General features: G+C 59.7%; 14 protein-coding genes and 1 pseudogene. 5 read left to right on the forward strand and 10 right to left on the reverse strand.

What is annotated here, in order from left to right; translation table 11 throughout:
• Window positions 1-254: 254 nt before the first annotated feature.
• A complete protein-coding gene (locus KJ624_03605; GenBank protein ID MBU2008923.1) occupies window positions 255-575 on the reverse strand; it encodes a zinc-ribbon domain containing protein in 321 nt (106 codons plus the stop codon).
• 444 nt (window positions 576-1,019) lie between these two features.
• Here KJ624_03605 and KJ624_03610 point away from each other — a divergent pair, with 444 nt between their 5' ends.
• Window positions 1,020-2,444, forward strand: a complete 1,425-nt coding sequence (locus tag KJ624_03610; GenBank protein ID MBU2008924.1) for an SBBP repeat-containing protein — start codon at window positions 1,020-1,022, stop codon at window positions 2,442-2,444.
• A 754-nt stretch (window positions 2,445-3,198) separates the two neighbouring features.
• On the opposite strand, the gene KJ624_03615 is transcribed toward KJ624_03610, so the two are convergent.
• The 6 genes from KJ624_03615 to KJ624_03640 all read right to left on the reverse strand — a co-directional run bounded on the left by KJ624_03615 (window position 3,199) and on the right by KJ624_03640 (window position 7,720).
• Window positions 3,199-3,699 (reverse strand): C-GCAxxG-C-C family protein, encoded by a 501-nt coding sequence (locus KJ624_03615; protein MBU2008925.1) that lies wholly within the window; start codon window positions 3,697-3,699, stop codon window positions 3,199-3,201.
• Window positions 3,700-4,003: 304 nt separating this feature from the next.
• Window positions 4,004-4,528 (reverse strand): bifunctional adenosylcobinamide kinase/adenosylcobinamide-phosphate guanylyltransferase, encoded by a 525-nt coding sequence (gene cobU, locus KJ624_03620; GenBank protein MBU2008926.1) that lies wholly within the window; start codon window positions 4,526-4,528, stop codon window positions 4,004-4,006.
• A gap of 25 nt (window positions 4,529-4,553) precedes the next feature.
• Window positions 4,554-5,153 carry a histidine phosphatase family protein gene (locus KJ624_03625; GenBank protein MBU2008927.1) on the reverse strand — a complete coding sequence of 200 codons (600 nt, stop codon included), beginning with the start codon at window positions 5,151-5,153 and terminating at the stop codon, window positions 4,554-4,556.
• Window positions 5,150-5,881 (reverse strand): adenosylcobinamide-GDP ribazoletransferase, encoded by a 732-nt coding sequence (gene cobS / locus KJ624_03630; GenBank protein MBU2008928.1) that lies wholly within the window; start codon window positions 5,879-5,881, stop codon window positions 5,150-5,152. Before cobS ends, KJ624_03625 begins: the two co-directional genes overlap by 4 nt.
• On the reverse strand, window positions 5,878-6,882 hold the full coding sequence (gene cobT / locus KJ624_03635) for a nicotinate-nucleotide--dimethylbenzimidazole phosphoribosyltransferase (GenBank protein ID MBU2008929.1): 1,005 nt from the start codon (window positions 6,880-6,882) through the stop codon (window positions 5,878-5,880). Before cobT ends, cobS begins: the two co-directional genes overlap by 4 nt.
• Before the next feature lie 160 nt (window positions 6,883-7,042).
• Complete coding sequence (locus KJ624_03640; GenBank protein ID MBU2008930.1) at window positions 7,043-7,720, reverse strand: 50S ribosomal protein L25; 678 nt, start codon at window positions 7,718-7,720, stop codon at window positions 7,043-7,045.
• Between the two features lie 169 nt (window positions 7,721-7,889).
• Here KJ624_03640 and KJ624_03645 point away from each other — a divergent pair, with 169 nt between their 5' ends.
• The 4 genes from KJ624_03645 to carB all read left to right on the forward strand — a co-directional run bounded on the left by KJ624_03645 (window position 7,890) and on the right by carB (window position 12,736).
• On the forward strand, window positions 7,890-8,255 hold the full coding sequence (locus KJ624_03645) for a VOC family protein (GenBank protein ID MBU2008931.1): 366 nt from the start codon (window positions 7,890-7,892) through the stop codon (window positions 8,253-8,255).
• A 21-nt stretch (window positions 8,256-8,276) separates the two neighbouring features.
• The gene (locus KJ624_03650) at window positions 8,277-8,918 is read left to right on the forward strand and encodes a hypothetical protein (GenBank protein ID MBU2008932.1); all 642 of its coding nucleotides are present in this window, start codon (window positions 8,277-8,279) and stop codon (window positions 8,916-8,918) included.
• A gap of 223 nt (window positions 8,919-9,141) precedes the next feature.
• Window positions 9,142-9,408 (forward strand): hypothetical protein, encoded by a 267-nt coding sequence (locus KJ624_03655; GenBank protein ID MBU2008933.1) that lies wholly within the window; start codon window positions 9,142-9,144, stop codon window positions 9,406-9,408.
• Window positions 9,409-9,535: 127 nt separating this feature from the next.
• Window positions 9,536-12,736: a carbamoyl-phosphate synthase large subunit gene (gene carB / locus KJ624_03660; GenBank protein MBU2008934.1), complete on the forward strand. Its 3,201-nt coding sequence runs from the start codon at window positions 9,536-9,538 to the stop codon at window positions 12,734-12,736.
• Window positions 12,737-12,822: 86 nt separating this feature from the next.
• Here the strand turns inward: carB and hisF are convergent, their stop codons facing one another.
• The 3 genes and pseudogenes from hisF to KJ624_03675 all read right to left on the reverse strand — a co-directional run bounded on the left by hisF (window position 12,823) and on the right by KJ624_03675 (window position 14,770).
• A complete protein-coding gene (gene hisF / locus KJ624_03665) occupies window positions 12,823-13,593 on the reverse strand; it encodes an imidazole glycerol phosphate synthase subunit HisF (GenBank protein ID MBU2008935.1) in 771 nt (256 codons plus the stop codon).
• Between the two features lie 501 nt (window positions 13,594-14,094).
• A complete protein-coding gene (locus KJ624_03670) occupies window positions 14,095-14,265 on the reverse strand; it encodes a hypothetical protein (protein ID MBU2008936.1) in 171 nt (56 codons plus the stop codon).
• 377 nt (window positions 14,266-14,642) lie between these two features.
• A pseudogene (locus KJ624_03675) lies at window positions 14,643-14,770 on the reverse strand (IS5/IS1182 family transposase).

Consider the following 14,770-nt stretch of genomic DNA (forward strand, 5'->3'; position numbering starts at 1 on the left):
GACCCGGCGGGGAGATGGCAGCACATTCAAGCCCGGAAACGCCAATAGGTTCTGTGGCACTTCCCGCTATGAAGTAGTTGAGCGTCTCGAGGCGACGTTCCTCGCAATTGCCTCATTGCCCCCAACTCTCCTGCGGTTGGCTATCTCGTAACGCGTCGGCTATGGGTTGGGTATCCTGGCACTAGCCTGTCGGCCTGCAACAAAAAGTGAGGGGCGACCCCAGCGGGGCCGCCCCTCTTGCCTTTGCGTCGCTTCTAGCGGCCGCCTGAGGTGACTCTTACCCGGGAGTAGCAGTCGCTACAGTAGACTGGTCGCCCGTTTCGTGGCTCGAACGGTACCTGCGCCTCTTTCCCACAGGACGCGCAGACGGCAGAATGCATGACCCTTTGGTAGCCGTAGCTATTCGGGGCAGCAGACGAACCACCACGCTGTTGTCTCCTGGTCTCTCGACACTCCATACAGCGCTTGGGCTCATTGGTGTAGCCTCTGCTAGCGAACAACTCCTGCTCGGAGGCACTGAAACTGAAACTGGTGCCGCAGTCCGCACACGTCAGGCTCTTGTCAACAAAGCTCATGGATGACCTCCTTTCTATATGACTCGGCTCCAGTTTGGTCATCCATGGCCTGGGCAGCTTGTGAGAACTTCCGCAGATTGGGACTTGCAAACCTCTAACCGGTGCCTATAGAGTATCATGGAATTGGCGGTCTGTCAAACCATAATGAAATGCAACACTCACCCACCAATGCCCATTAGAATGATGAAGGGATACTAGTACTACCTCTCATACGATGCCATAGAGTCCCCTACTCTTGTGGAACGCGTTTGACCATATCGCTGGGGTTGGTGAAAAACCATAACGTTCCCCTCAAATCTTAATGACTTCTTAATATTCGGCCATTATGATTGAGGACGCACAAGGTGTTTCCAACACTGCCGACCTTTTCCAAAACCATTGTAGGGAAGCACGGACAGAGCTTCAAGGCCATAGCTTGTCTTCCAGAGGCAAGAAGGGGGAAGTATGAGGAGTAGTGCTGGCTATCGCCTGGCCGGGGCAACCGGGGTTCTCCTCTTGCTTGCTCTGGCCGGATGTACTCCCCGCACCACCGCCCCCACTCACAACCCTACCCCCATTGCCTCCCCAACAGCCACGGCCGCTACGACACCCCCACGGACTCCAACACCCGTGCCGACCCCAGCACCCACGCCAGGGCCTGCGCCCACGGCTGCAGCAGTCCCTGTTGCAGAGTGGACTCACCAGTTCGGCTCCCCCGCTTTGGACAGGGGCAATGCGCTGGCAGTGGATGGGGAAGGGAACATCATCGTTGTGGGCGCTACACAGGGCGCCCTGCCCGGCCAGACTTTGGGCGGCTATTGGGATGGCTATGCGCGGAAGCTCAGCCCAACTGGCGCAGAGATGTGGACCCTGCAGTTCACCAACTCCGTTTCGGTTGGGGCTCTGGCAGTGGCAGTGGACGGGGCAGGAAACATCATCCTCGCCGGCCATGTACAGGGTGAGCTGCCCGGCCAGACCGGCGCTGGCCTGGATGACGCATATGTGCGGAGGCTTAGTCCCGACGGCGTAGAGCTGTGGACGCACCAGTTCGGCTCCGCCGATTCGGATTGGGCTTTTGGGGTGGCCTTGGACTTGTCGGGGAACATTATAGTGGCTGGCGCAGCCAGTGGCGCACTGCCCGGCCAGACCAGCGCTGGCGGCGAAGATGCTTTTGTGCAGAAGCTGAGTCCCGAGGGCGCCGAGCTGTGGACGAGCCAGTTCGGCTCCGCCGCTTCAGACAGAGTCTGGAGCGTATCATTGGACGGGTCAGGAAATATCGTCGTGGCGGGCCGAACACAGGGCACACTGCCCGGCCAGACCAGCGCGGGCTCCTGGGATGCCTTCGTGCAGAAATACAGCCCCGATGGAACGGAGCTGTGGACCCGCCAGTTTGGCTCTCCAGCTCCGGATGTGGCCACCAGGGTGGCGGTGGACGGGGCAGGGAACATCATCGTGGCGGGCAGTACAATGGGCTCACTGCCCGGACAGACCCGGGCTGGCTACGATGATGCCTTTGTGCGGAAGTTCAGCCCGGAGGGAGCAGAGCTGTGGACCCGCCAGTTTGGCTCAGCCCTGACTTCCGAGGCCTTGGGGGTGGCCGTAGACGGGATGGGGAACATCATCGTGGCTGGCCGGGTGTATGGCGCGCTGCCAGGCCGGACCCCCATCGGCCAAGATGACGCCTTTGTGCGGAAGTTCAGCCCGGAGGGCATAGAGCTCTGGACCCTTCAGTTCGGCTCCGCTGCTCCGGATGAGGCCTTGGGGGTAGCGGTGGACGGGATGGGGAACACTGTCGTTGCGGGCCATACAATGGGCACGCTGCCCGGCCAGACAAACGCCGGCGATTGGGATGCCTTCGTCGTCTGCCTTGGCCGGCAGTCTGCCTCATGACCGGGTGGCAAATCTACTCAAGCGGGCAGCTTGCCCATTCGCCAGGTGTACCGGCATCTGGGGCCTGCCCCTGAAGGCCCGGGCCCGGTCCCTCTGCCGGCCCCATTACCCCTGGTCATCCCGGCAGGGACAGGCCCGGAAGAGAAGAGGAAGTGCAGGATTTCTGGGAGAGAAGGAGGCCAAGATGAACAGGTCAGTTTTGGTAGGCGTGGTAGTGTCGTTGCTCTTGTTCGGCGCTCTCGCTTGCGCGGGACCTGCGGGTACCCAGGGCCCGGCGGGGCTGACGGGCGCGCAGGGGCCCCAGGGTGAGAGGGGACCGGCTGGGCCTACAGGGCCGCAGGGGCCAGCTGGGCCAGCCGGCGCTACAGGCGCTACAGGACCGGCAGGCCCTCCGGGACCCCAAGGGCCGGCAGGAACGGGAGGAGCTCTGCCCTGGTCAGGTTCTCCGGTTGCCGTCACGGGTACGGTCACTGTGCCGGCGGGGCAATACTACGAGTCTGCGATTGCTGCAAACTATCTTGACCTGATTTCCGTCAGGCTGGGGGCAGTCGCTGCACTCCCGCAGGCACAGGCTGCAGGTTTTGATGTGTATGACCCGAACGACGACTATATTGCGGGACAGATTGCCTACGCGCAGGGAGGAGCCAGCACAAGTTTCTTTGCGGCTATTCCTGGAACATATACATTGAGTGTCTGGAACCAGACAACTTCAGACCTTCAGATGTCTGTCTCGGTGAGCAGGACAGCTAGATAGTTAAGTGGTAGTCGCAGCGGGCTGTACGCCTTCCTCCTGCGCGACATTGAGCAGCCTGTTGACCACCCAGGACACATATCGGTCGCACTTCTGCTCAAAGCCGCCCTCGTCTACGAACTTCTCAAAGGCCCCAGGTTGGTCGAAGTCCACCTTGACCAGCCCACGGCACACGGTACTGCCAAATTCCCGCCGGAAGTCTTCAAAGACGCGCCGAGCAGCGCTCCGGGACTTCCTTCTGGCCTCCCTGGCCTGCTCCCGCGTGCCAGTGTCCTTGCCAAACATCATTCCTAGAGCCGCCGCTGCAGCGGACAGGCTACCGCAGGGGGCGAACTGGTAGCCACCGACTCCGGTCATGAAGTTGATAGCCGCCCAGTTGGCCTTCTCCGGCCATTTGAAGGTCTCCTGACACACGGTCATAACCGCGGGGCCACAATGGAAGCCTTTGTGCATGAGTTCGAGGGCCCTCCGGGTCACCGCATCGGCCTGAAACTTGTCCCCCATGGTCCCTCCTTATGCCCTCCCGGTCATGTTCATCTTCTGCCTCCAGTCCCCGTGCCGAGGTCACGCAAGTTCGGGCAATTATATCACTGCGTCAGGGTAGCCGCATTTATAGCAGAATTGACAAGGCCCTGCTGCTCTAGAAGCCGGGGGGTAACTCCCTTGACCTTCCCTTGCCGATGGTGCTCGGGATGCTATCCACCAGCTCCTCGGGGGTCCAGCTCCCGTTTTTCAGGAGCATCTGGTAGACCACCGGCTCCTGGTAGATGTCCACGTGCCCATGGTAGACCTGGAAGGTGCAGCAGGGTCAGCCCTTTATCAGGACCGGCATCCCCGCCACGAGAAGATATACCCGGTCGGCCTTCTGGGCTATGGCCTGGTTGGCCCGGCCCAGGAGGTCCCGGTAGTGCCGCCCCAGGGGTGTGGGGGGTACTACCCCCATCCCGACCTCGTTGCTCACGATAATAAAGCTGGCCCCCAGCCGGTCTATGGCCTCCATAAGCCCGGCTATTTCCTCCTCCACCCTCCCCTGGGCCCCCCGCACCCGGTCCCCTATGACATTGGCCACCAGCAGGGTGAGACAGTCCAGGACCACGGTCCTGTAGCCAGCCCCCGCCTGGAGAAGGGCTTCACCCACCCCCTGGGGCACCTCCAGGGTCTTGAAGTAGGGGGGGCGGGCCCGGCGGTGCTCCTGAATCCGCTTCTTCATCTCCCTGTCCAGGGGGGCAGCGGTGGCCAGAAAGAGGACCGGCCCGGGCATCCCCGAGGCCAGTTTCACTGCAAAATGGCTCTTCCCGGAACGGACACCTCCCAAAATCAGTACCAGTTTCATACCCTGTACCCCAACCGAAGCGTCCCTAAGGCCCATCTTTAAGGTGGCGGGTGTCGTTGAGAAGAAGGAGAGCTGTCCCCCGGGGTTTCAGGTCCAGGAGAGACAGCGAGGCGGGGGCCGGGCGAATATGCCACCAGCCCTCGGGGCCCAGCCCCAACAGGTGGCAGAGGAGCCATCTCAGGGGCCCGCTGTGGGCCACCACCAGCACCCCCTCCCCTCTTTTCTCGGCCCCCAGGCGGGCGGAGAAGGCCAGGACCCTCTGGCCCACCTCGCCCAGGCTCCCCCCACCTGGGAAGCGGTAGCCGGAGGCCCGCCAGGAAAGATGGGCCTGGGGGTCCCTTTGAGCGATTTCGGAGAAGGTAAGCCCCTCGTAATCCCCAAAGTCCACCTCCCGCAGCTCGGGGCAGGGGAGGGGCTCGTGGCCGTGAGGGGAGGCGACGACCCTGGCAGTGTGGAGGGCCCTCTGGAGGTCGCTGGAATAGACCAGGGCTATCCTTTCCCCCGAAAGGCGGTCCCGGAGCCGCTCAGCCTGCTCTTTGCCCCGCGGGCTGAGCGGTATATCGGTGGAGCCGTAGTAGCGCTCTATGGCCCCGGTATCCCCGTGCCTCGCCAGATAGAGCCTCATCCCCAGCTCCAACGGGAGAAGGCGATAACCAGCAGCAGAAAGATAGCCTCGCCCGCCTCTATCAAGGCCCCGTAGTTGTCCCCTGTCAGCCCGGCAAAGCGGCCCTTGAGATAAAGGCCAAAGCCCCAGACCAGGACCCCTACTCCCAGCATCAGGGCCAGCCCCTCCAGGCGGAAGAGGGCGAGGGAAAGGGCCAGGGTGACGAGGCTGGCCAGGAGGAGATGGCCGGGGCGGGCCGCATCTTTGAAGGTGCGGCCCAGGCCCTCGGGCTTGGCGTAGGGGAAGGCGGAGATGGCCAGGACCCCAACCCACCTCCCAATAACGGGCATGAGGATGAGGGCCCCCAGGCGCTGGGGGAGGTCCTCTAGAGCGGCATACTTGACCAGGAGGAGCAGCACCGCCCCTATCACGCCAAATCCCCCTACCCGGCTCTCCTTCATTATCTCCCATCTCTGGGAGGGCTTTTTCATCTCCACCAGGCCATCACAGGTATCAATGAATCCATCCAGGTGCAGGCCCCCGCTGGCCAGTGCAAGGATGACCAGAAGCAGGCCGTTGACCACGGCCCCGGGCAGAAAGCCCAGCAACCGGTCTGCCCCCGCCAGTAGCAGGCCCAGAAGGAGGCCCACCAGGGGGAAAAAGGGGAGTGAGCGCCCCAGGGCCTGGGGGCTGGCCCCTCTGCCGACGGGGATAACGGTGAGAAAGCCGAGGGCCGTGAGGAAGCTCAATCCAGCTTCCCCGAGACCCCGGCCTCACCGAAGGTAGCCATCTCGTCCAGGAGCCGGCAGGCGGCCTCGCAGAGGAAGATGCCCAGGCAGGCCCCCGTTCCCTCCCCCAGCCTCATCCCCAGGTCCAGAAGAGGCCGGAGGCCCAGGTGGCGGAGGATGACCCGGTGCCCGGGTTCCGCCGAAACATGAGAGGCGATGAGGGAATCCTTCAGGCCCGGGCAAAGCCCGCAGGCAATCAGGGCGGCAGCGCCGGAGATGAAGCCGTCGATGACCACCGGGATGCGGTGGGCAGCCGCCCCCAGCATCACCCCGGCCAGTCCCCCGAGCTCAAAACCGCCCACCTTGCTCAGCACATCCAGCGGGTCTCCGGGGACAGGCTGATTTACGGAGAGGGCCCTGTTTATTACAGCCACCTTACGGGCCAGACCTGCTTCATCCAGGCCGGTGCCCCGCCCCGTGAGCCTCTCCACCGGCTCCCCGGTAAAAACGGCAGCGATGGCACTGGAGGCAGTAGTATTGCCGATGCCCATGTCCCCCGTGCCCACGATGTCCAGGCCTTTCCTCATCTCCTCTTCAAGAACCTCAAGGCCCGACTCCACCGCCTGGAGGGCCTGCTTCCGGCTCATGGCGGGGCCTTTGCTCATGTCCCTGGTGCCTGGGGCCACCTTCTTGAGGACAAGCTGAGGATGAGACTCCAGTGGCGCGGCCACCCCCATGTCCACCACGACGACCCTGGCGCCAATGTGCCGGGCCAGGACATTTACCCCCGCCCCTCCACGGAGAAAGTTATAGACCATCTGGGGGGTAACCTCCTGGGGATAGGCGCTCACGCCTTCCACCACCACCCCGTGGTCCCCAGCCATGGTGATGACGGCCTTGTGGGAAAGGCGGGGGCGCTCCTGGCCCACGATGCCCGCCAGCTTTATGGAAAGCTCCTCCAGCCGGCCCAAGCTTCCCCGGGGCTTGGTGAGCTGGCCCTGACGCCCTTGGGCCAGGGCCATGGCCTCTTCATCCAGGGCACCGACGGCCCTGATGGCCCCCTCAAGGCTAAGAAAAGATGAGGTCAAATGTCTCCTCAACTAAAGTCCCCTTGCCCTAGGCAAGGGGACTTTGCTTCTTTTACCTCTGCAGCCTCCGGCCAGGAAGGAGAGGGGATAGAGGCTACTCCTCCTCCGTCTCCCCTTCTTCTTCCTCGGCGGCGGGCTTCTCCCCTTCCTCCCCGGCAACCCCCACCGGCGCGGCTGGGGCCACCTCCTCCACCCGGGCCGGGGCTTCTATCTTCGCCACCACCGTCTCGGGGTCCAGCAGGGAGGCAACCCCCTTGGGCAGGGAGAGGTCCACTATCTTTATGACCTGGCCCACCGCGGCCAGGCTGGAGACGTCCACAACGATAGCATGGGGCAGGGCCTCAGGCAGGCCCTCCACCGGGAGGGACGAAAGCCCATGGATAAGGACTCCCTCCCTGGCCCCGGGGGCCACCCCCTCAAAGTGGAGGGGGACCTCGGTCCGCACCTTCTCGGTAAGGAGGACCGCCTGGAAGTCCACATGGAGGAGCCGGCTGGTCCTGGGGTGCCTCTGGACCTCCCGGGTAATAGCCGGCTGGGCCCGGCCCCGGGACCCTATCTTTATGAAGACCAGGCCACCCCCCCCCGTCTGGGTGATGGCCCGGAGGAGCTCCTTAGCCTCCACCTGGAGGGCCTGGGAGGGCTTCCCGTGGCCGTAGAGATTGGCAGGGATTATGCCCTGCTCCCTGAGCTTCTTCACCTGCTTGCCCAGGACCTCCCGCTTGCTGACCTTCAGCTCAGCGCGCTCTTTCTTTTCTTCAGCCTTCTCAGCCATACTGACAGAATTTACCAGAGAGGGGACTAAATGTCAACCGCTGCCCCTGCCCACCCACCTCCCCCTGTCCCCAGTTAACGTCTGGCGAGCGCCCGGACCCTTTTCTTGAGACCCCGAAACGCGTAGACTAAGGACAAAACACGGGCGGCCGATGAAAAGGAGGACAGCCATGTCAAAAGTAGTGCATTTTGAGATTCATGCGGATGACCCGGAACGGGCGGTGAAGTTCTATACCCAGGCTTTCGGCTGGAAGGTGGAGGAATTGACGGGCCCGATGGAGTACTGGCTGGTTGACACCGGCCCGAAGAGCCAGCCGGGCATTAACGGCGCCATCATGCGCCGCCAGGATAAACTGGCTACGGTGAACACCATCGGCGTCCCTTCAATGGGGGAAGCCATGAAGGCAGTCAAGGCGGCCGGAGGTAAAGTGCTGACTCCGAAGATGCCCATCCTGGGTATCGGCTGGAATGCCTATTGCCTGGATACCGAGGGCAATACCTTCGGCATCTACCAGGAGGACCCTTCGGCCAAGTAGCGTCCCCAAAAAGGTCGCCGGATGGACAAGAAGTCGCTGGAAGAAGAACTCAGGAACAAGGCGGATAACGCGGAGCTGCTGGCGGAAGCCGTTGCCGGGAACACCGCTCTGCTTCCTGATGTGCTCCAGGCAGTGTCTTCTTCCGAAACGGGCGTCAGATTCAAGTCAATCAAGGTCCTGAAGCTCGTTAGCGAGGAGCATCCAGAGATACTCTATCCACACTTCGGTTTCTTTGGGCAACTCCTTGATAGCGGCAACAATATCCTCAAGTGGAACGCCATAGATATATTGGCAAACCTGGCGGCGGCTGATTCCGATAATAGGTTCGGCACCCTGTTCCAGGAATTCTACGGTCTCCTTGATGAGGGAAGTCTGATTACTGCGGCCCACGTCATAGACAGCTCAGCCAATGTGGTGAAAACCAGACCCGCTCTGGAAGACAGGATTACCAGGGAGCTCCTACGGGTGGAGGAAATACCCCTCCCCACCGATGAGTGCCGTCATATCCTCAGGGGCAAGGTAGTCTCCGCCTTCAGCCAGTATTCTGCTCATTCCGGGAGCAGGGAGCTCATGCTCTCCTTTGCCCAAAGGCTCCTGGCCTGTCCCCGCCCGGCCACCAGAAAGAAAGCCGAACGGTTCCTCAAGAAGTTCAGAGGTAAGTAGCCGCAAACCAAAAGCACGGCCATAGGCTGTGCTTTCTTGATTTCTTGGTGCAGGTCTTCCGCAAACTCATGCGGCCTCAGGATTTCCACTTGCCAATTTCTCTCGTTCACCAGCGCCCCCGCACCGCCTGAGCGACAGACACGGCAGCTGCTAGACCCAAGGCGTGACGGACGCGCTGTGCTATAATTGCCCGAGACTTGGAGTCAGCCAGAAGGAGCACCGGGTGACAGGCCGACGCGAGAATCGCATTCGAGCTTATGGCTATGTCATAGAGCAGATTAGAGAGGTAAACCAAGATGTGAGCCGTAGGCCGGACAGAGTCTTGGGAGACTTCAGCTACATTTCACTTGATGAGCTTGTGAGGCTTGGGGAAGGCATTGCTGACCCCTCCCGGGAACTGGTAGCCGCTTTGAAGAAGCTCCTGGGTGCTGTTGCCAGCGAGCATGAGATCAATGAGTGCCTGGTTGCTCCCTTCATGTCTGAAGCATGATTCCGGTCAACCGTGAACTCTCGTTGGCGTCCCAATCCGAGCAAGTCGGAAAACGAGTCTGCGTGAACTCGAATCCTGGCAATCCTCACTAGCGGAATTGGAGAAAGGGGCAGCAGGACTTACTAAAATGCCAAAACGAAGCGACATCAGGAAAGTCATGATAATCGGTTCTGGCCCCATTGTGATAGGACAGGCCTGCGAGTTCGACTACTCCGGGACTCAGGCCTGCAAAGCCCTTCGCTCACTGGGCTACGAAGTCATGCTGGTGAACTCCAACCCAGCGACCATCATGACTGACCCAGGTATGGCCGACATCACCTATATTGAGCCGCTGACGGTGGAGTGCCTTACCAAGATAATCGAGAAGGAGCGCCCGGACGCAATCCTGCCGAACCTGGGCGGCCAGACAGGCCTGAACCTCAGCTCTGAGCTCGCGGAGGCAGGTGTGCTGGAAAAATACGGAGTAAGTGTTATCGGCGTTGACATTGAAGCCATACGTCGCGGCGAGGACCGGATTGCCTTCAAGAATACCATGATGATGCTTGGCCTTGACCTGCCGAGAAGCGAGGCTGTCTACAGCGTTCAGGACGCAGAGAGAGTCGCCACAGAGCTGAGGCTGCCTGTCGTGGTGCGTCCTGCCTACACGCTGGGCGGGACTGGTGGCGGCCTTGCCTACAACTTGGAGGAACTGCGCACCATCGTCAACCGAGGAATCACCACCAGCCGCATCGGCCAGGTACTGATAGAGGAATCAGTGGAGGGCTGGGAAGAACTGGAACTCGAGGTGCTTCGGGACGCCAGGAACCAGATGATCACAGTGTGCTTCATTGAAAACGTTGACGCAATGGGCGTGCACACTGGCGACTCCTTCTGCGTTGCTCCCATGCTGACAATTGCCCCTGAGTTGCAGGGCAGGCTTCAGGACTACTCCTACCGCATCATGGAGACAATCAAGGTAATCGGCGGCTGCAACATCCAGTTCGCCCACAACCCGGAGACGGGGCGCGTTGTGGTCATCGAGATCAACCCAAGGACTTCTCGCTCTTCGGCACTCGCGTCAAAAGCCACAGGCTTCCCCATCGCCCGGATTTCGACGATGCTCGCCGCTGGCGTTACCCTTGACGAACTCCCCTACTGGCGTGCTGGCACGCTTGACAAGTACACTCCCTACGGTGACTACATTGTCGTGAAATTCGCCCGCTGGGCATTCGAGAAGTTCCGGAACGCCCAAGACAGACTGGGAACTCAGATGCGCGCTGTGGGCGAAGTTATGAGCATCGGGAAGACCTACAAGGAAGCCTTCCAAAAAGCCATTCGCTCATTGGAGAACGGACGTTACGGGCTGGGATTCGCCAAGGACTTCGACAAGAAACCGCTTGACGAACTGATGAGACTGCTGAATTACCCGACCAGCGAACGCCAGTTCATCATGTACGAAGCCCTCCGCAAGGGCGCAGATGTCCAGCAGTTGTCTGAGAAGACCTACATTAAGCCATGGTTTATCCAGCAGATGAGAGAATTGGTCGGCCTGGAAGAGAAGATGCTCAAATACAAGGGGCAAATGCTTCCAGATGACCTGCTTACAGAGGCGAAGAAGGACGGCTTTTCAGACAAGTACCTTTCTCTGATACTCGGCATACCGGAAAGGGACATTCGCGAGAAGCGCAAGTCCCTTGGCGTGGTGGAGGGCTGGGATGCGGTCCCGGTAAGCGGGGTTGACGACGCGGCCTACTACTACTCTACTTACAACGCACCGGACAGAGTGACATCCAGTGACCGCAAGAAGGTGATGGTGCTGGGCGCTGGCCCGAACCGCATTGGCCAGGGCATAGAGTTTGACTATTGCTGTGTACACGCCGCCTTGGCGCTCCGTGACATGGGCTACGAGACCATCATGGTCAACTGCAACCCAGAGACCGTCTCCACCGACTACGATACGTCCGACAAGCTATATTTCGAGCCCGTCACCGTTGAGGACATCCTGAGCATCTACGAGAAGGAGAAGCCGGAAGGGGTTATAGTCCAGTTCGGCGGCCAGACACCCCTAAACATATCCCGTGACCTGGCTGAGGCCGGACTCCATATCCTCGGGACATCGCACGACGACATTGACCTGGCCAACGACCGCGGGCGATTCCGTGACATGATGAACAAGATAGGCATCCCAATGCCGGAATCCGGGATGGCCACCAAGCTCGAACAGGCACTTGAAATCGCAAAGCGCATCGGCTACCCCTTGATGGTGCGCCCGTCGTATGTGCTCGGTGGAAGGGGGATGGAGATAGTCTATGATGAGGAAATGCTCCGTGAATACGTTGTTGCAGCTGTGGGCGTTACCCCTGAGCGACCAATTCTCGTTGACAAATACCTGGAGAACGCCATTGAGACCGAGGCTGACGCACTGGCTGAGGGTGGCAATGCCTTCGTGCCAGCGGTCATGGAACACATAGAGTTTGCCGGCGTTCACTCAGGAGATGCCGCCTGCGTCTTGCCCCCAGTCAGTCTTCCGCAGAAGCACATAGACACGATCAACGATTACACCAAGAGGATTGCCAGGGACCTCAGAGTTGTCGGACTGATCAACATACAATTCGCCATATGCAGAGATGTCGTCTACGTCTTCGAAGCCAACCCCAGGGCGTCACGCACCGTGCCGCTCGTCTCCAAGGTGTGCAACGTGTCCATGGCACGGCTGGCTACCCAGCTCGCGGTGGGCAAGAAGCTGAAGGACCTCAACGTCGTGCATAGGAGAATCCCTCACTTCGGAGTCAAGGAGGCTGTTTTCCCATTCAACATGTTTCCCGAGGTGGACCCCATTCTAGGGCCGGAAATGAAGTCCACAGGCGAGGTGCTGGGAATCGCGGACTCATTTGGCCTAGCTTATTTCAAGGCCCAGGAGGCTGCGGGACAGTTGCCCCCTACCAAAGGGACGGTCTTGATCACGGTCTCAACAAGAGACCGACCAGCGGTGCTCGACGTTGCCAGAACATTAGCTGACCTCGGGTTCAAGATTAAGGCTACAGTTGGCACTCGGGCCTTCCTTGCTGGCCACGGCATACCATCCGAACTCATACTGAAGGTCCACGAAGGTCGCCCCAATATCATGGATGCCATGGCCAACCGGGAGATTCAACTTGTCATCAACACACCAATCGGCAAGCTCGGCCAGCATGATGACTCATACATTCGCAAGACCGCAGTCAAATACAAGATCCCATACGTCACAACCTTGGCGGCGGCCGCCGCCGCAGCCAAAGGCATCGCCGCCTATCGCCAAGGCAAGTCAGGAGTCAGATCGCTGCAAAGCTACCACTCGGCCATAGAGTGAGTGTTTGTCTGGTTGTCTGAGTCCAGCGACGTAGCGAGGGCCAAGTACTAAGAGGGGATCCTCGACCGATGGGACCACGGTTCTCCTCATGTTCTGACAGCTATACCCTTCTGCTTCAGGTACCTCTTGGCTTCAGATACAGATATCTCCCCGAAGTGGAAGATAGAAGCGGCCAGAACAGCTGCTGCTTTCCCAATTGCGACCGCTTCGTAGAGGTGCTCTAGCTTCCCCGCACCGCCCGAAGCTATGACTGGTATGCCTACAGCTTCGGCAACGGCCCTTGTCATCTCCAGGTCATATCCTTGCTTGGTTCCGTCAGCATCCTTGCTGGTGAGCAGAATCTCCCCTGCACCCAGCTGCTCTACTCTCTTCGCCCATTTGACAATATCTAGCCCGGTCGCCTCGGTGCCACTCTTGACCACCACCTCCAGTCTGGGACGGCCGCTGTCAGGCGGATTCTTTCTGCCGTCGATGGCAACAACGAGCCTCCCTTTTCCGAACTCTTTGGAAGCTCGTGTCACAAGCTGTGGGTTCTTCACCGCGGCGGTGTTGATGGACACCTTGCTCACACCGAGGTCAAAAAGGTCTTGCATGTCTTCCGTGCTGCTGATTCCACCCCCCACGGCGAAGGGGATCGTGACCTTATCGGCCACCTTCCTTACCCATTCCAACCGTGTCTTCCTATTCTCCACTGTAGCCATAATGTCCAAGAACACAAGCTCATCTGCCCCTTCTCGGCAATAGGCTTCGGCCGCCTCTACGGGGTCACGAGCATCTCTCAGGTCAACGAAATTCACCCCCTTGACTACCCTCCCATCTTTCACATCTAGACACGGTATGATTCTGACTGCGTCCACACGATACCTCCTGAAATCCAATCAGCCAAATCCGTTCAGCGATCGCCTGCGCCAGCTTCTCCTGCTTCACGGATAGGCCGAAGCACATTGTAGCTGAGTAGGAGCACCACATCAAATCGGCACCTCTCCTTAGTGCAGAGTCCAATGTTGCGTCTGATGGCTAGGAGGAGTCAAGTGCCCACACAGCAAGCCGGCGGGCATCCTTGTCCGTTGCTGGTCACTGTGGCTAGCGCCGTCTTGCATGGTCCGCCCGGCAAGCAGCGTGGTGACATTCTGGCTTTTTGTTTAACTCGAATCCCCTTCGGCCCACCATTCCGTACAAAAGGTAAAACCTTCGAGAAAAGCTTCCCACTAGTGTTTTGATGGCTCGGTTCGAATCCCGCTAGGCAGATGACTCCACTTGATTCTAGTAGACAGAGCTTAAGAAAGTACTAGTATTGGCTTTTATTTTCCTTTGGTGATGTTCGTTCGGACCCAATCCTCGATCATTTCACCGTGAGACTATAAGGCCTCTTTAACCCAGTAGCCGTTTATGTCGGGCTCTATCTCATCTGGTGCTGGAGGATCCGCCAGCTTCGAATGCAGACAGCCAACCAGCCGGCTCCGTTGCTCGATAGCGCTAGCGATTGCCTTCTTCTGCTGCTCAGTCGTGTAGGTCGGATACTCCTTCAACAGAGCGTCTTTCAGCGTGCCATAGCCGCTTACCACTAGGACAAAGAATTCGGCTCGCTTGGTCTTGGCTTCTTCGCCTTGTTTCGTACTTAGTCGCGCACGAGTGCCAGTTGTAAATTTGATCTCAATCTCGTACGGAGGCAGAGACATGGTTCCTGCATCGAACCCCTCTGAAGGCTCAGGCCACACGGCTATGCCTGAGCCTACCCCGGTGGTTTCGATATCTTTTTACTTTCTTGCTACGGAGTATCTCAACGATGATGGCTTCTGCCGCTTTGCCAACCTGCTGATTGTCGCGAACCGTACGCTCTCGGGTTCTCCCATCTTCGAGTTCTTCAGCGAGGGCAGTGACATCAGGCGAGATGTCGACCACCCTAGCCAGTGCGGTTTTCCATAAGCACATGGCCGGCAAAGCATAATCTGGCTTCTTTGCCGCTCCCTTTTCTCGCCAGCCGAGCCTCCGGGTCCGTGGTCGACCCGTGCGTGGCATTGGTCCGGTGTTCCC

Source organism: Chloroflexota bacterium (assembly GCA_018825785.1).
In the GTDB taxonomy this organism is placed as follows: Bacteria; Chloroflexota; Dehalococcoidia; order JACVQG01; family JAHKAY01; genus JAHKAY01.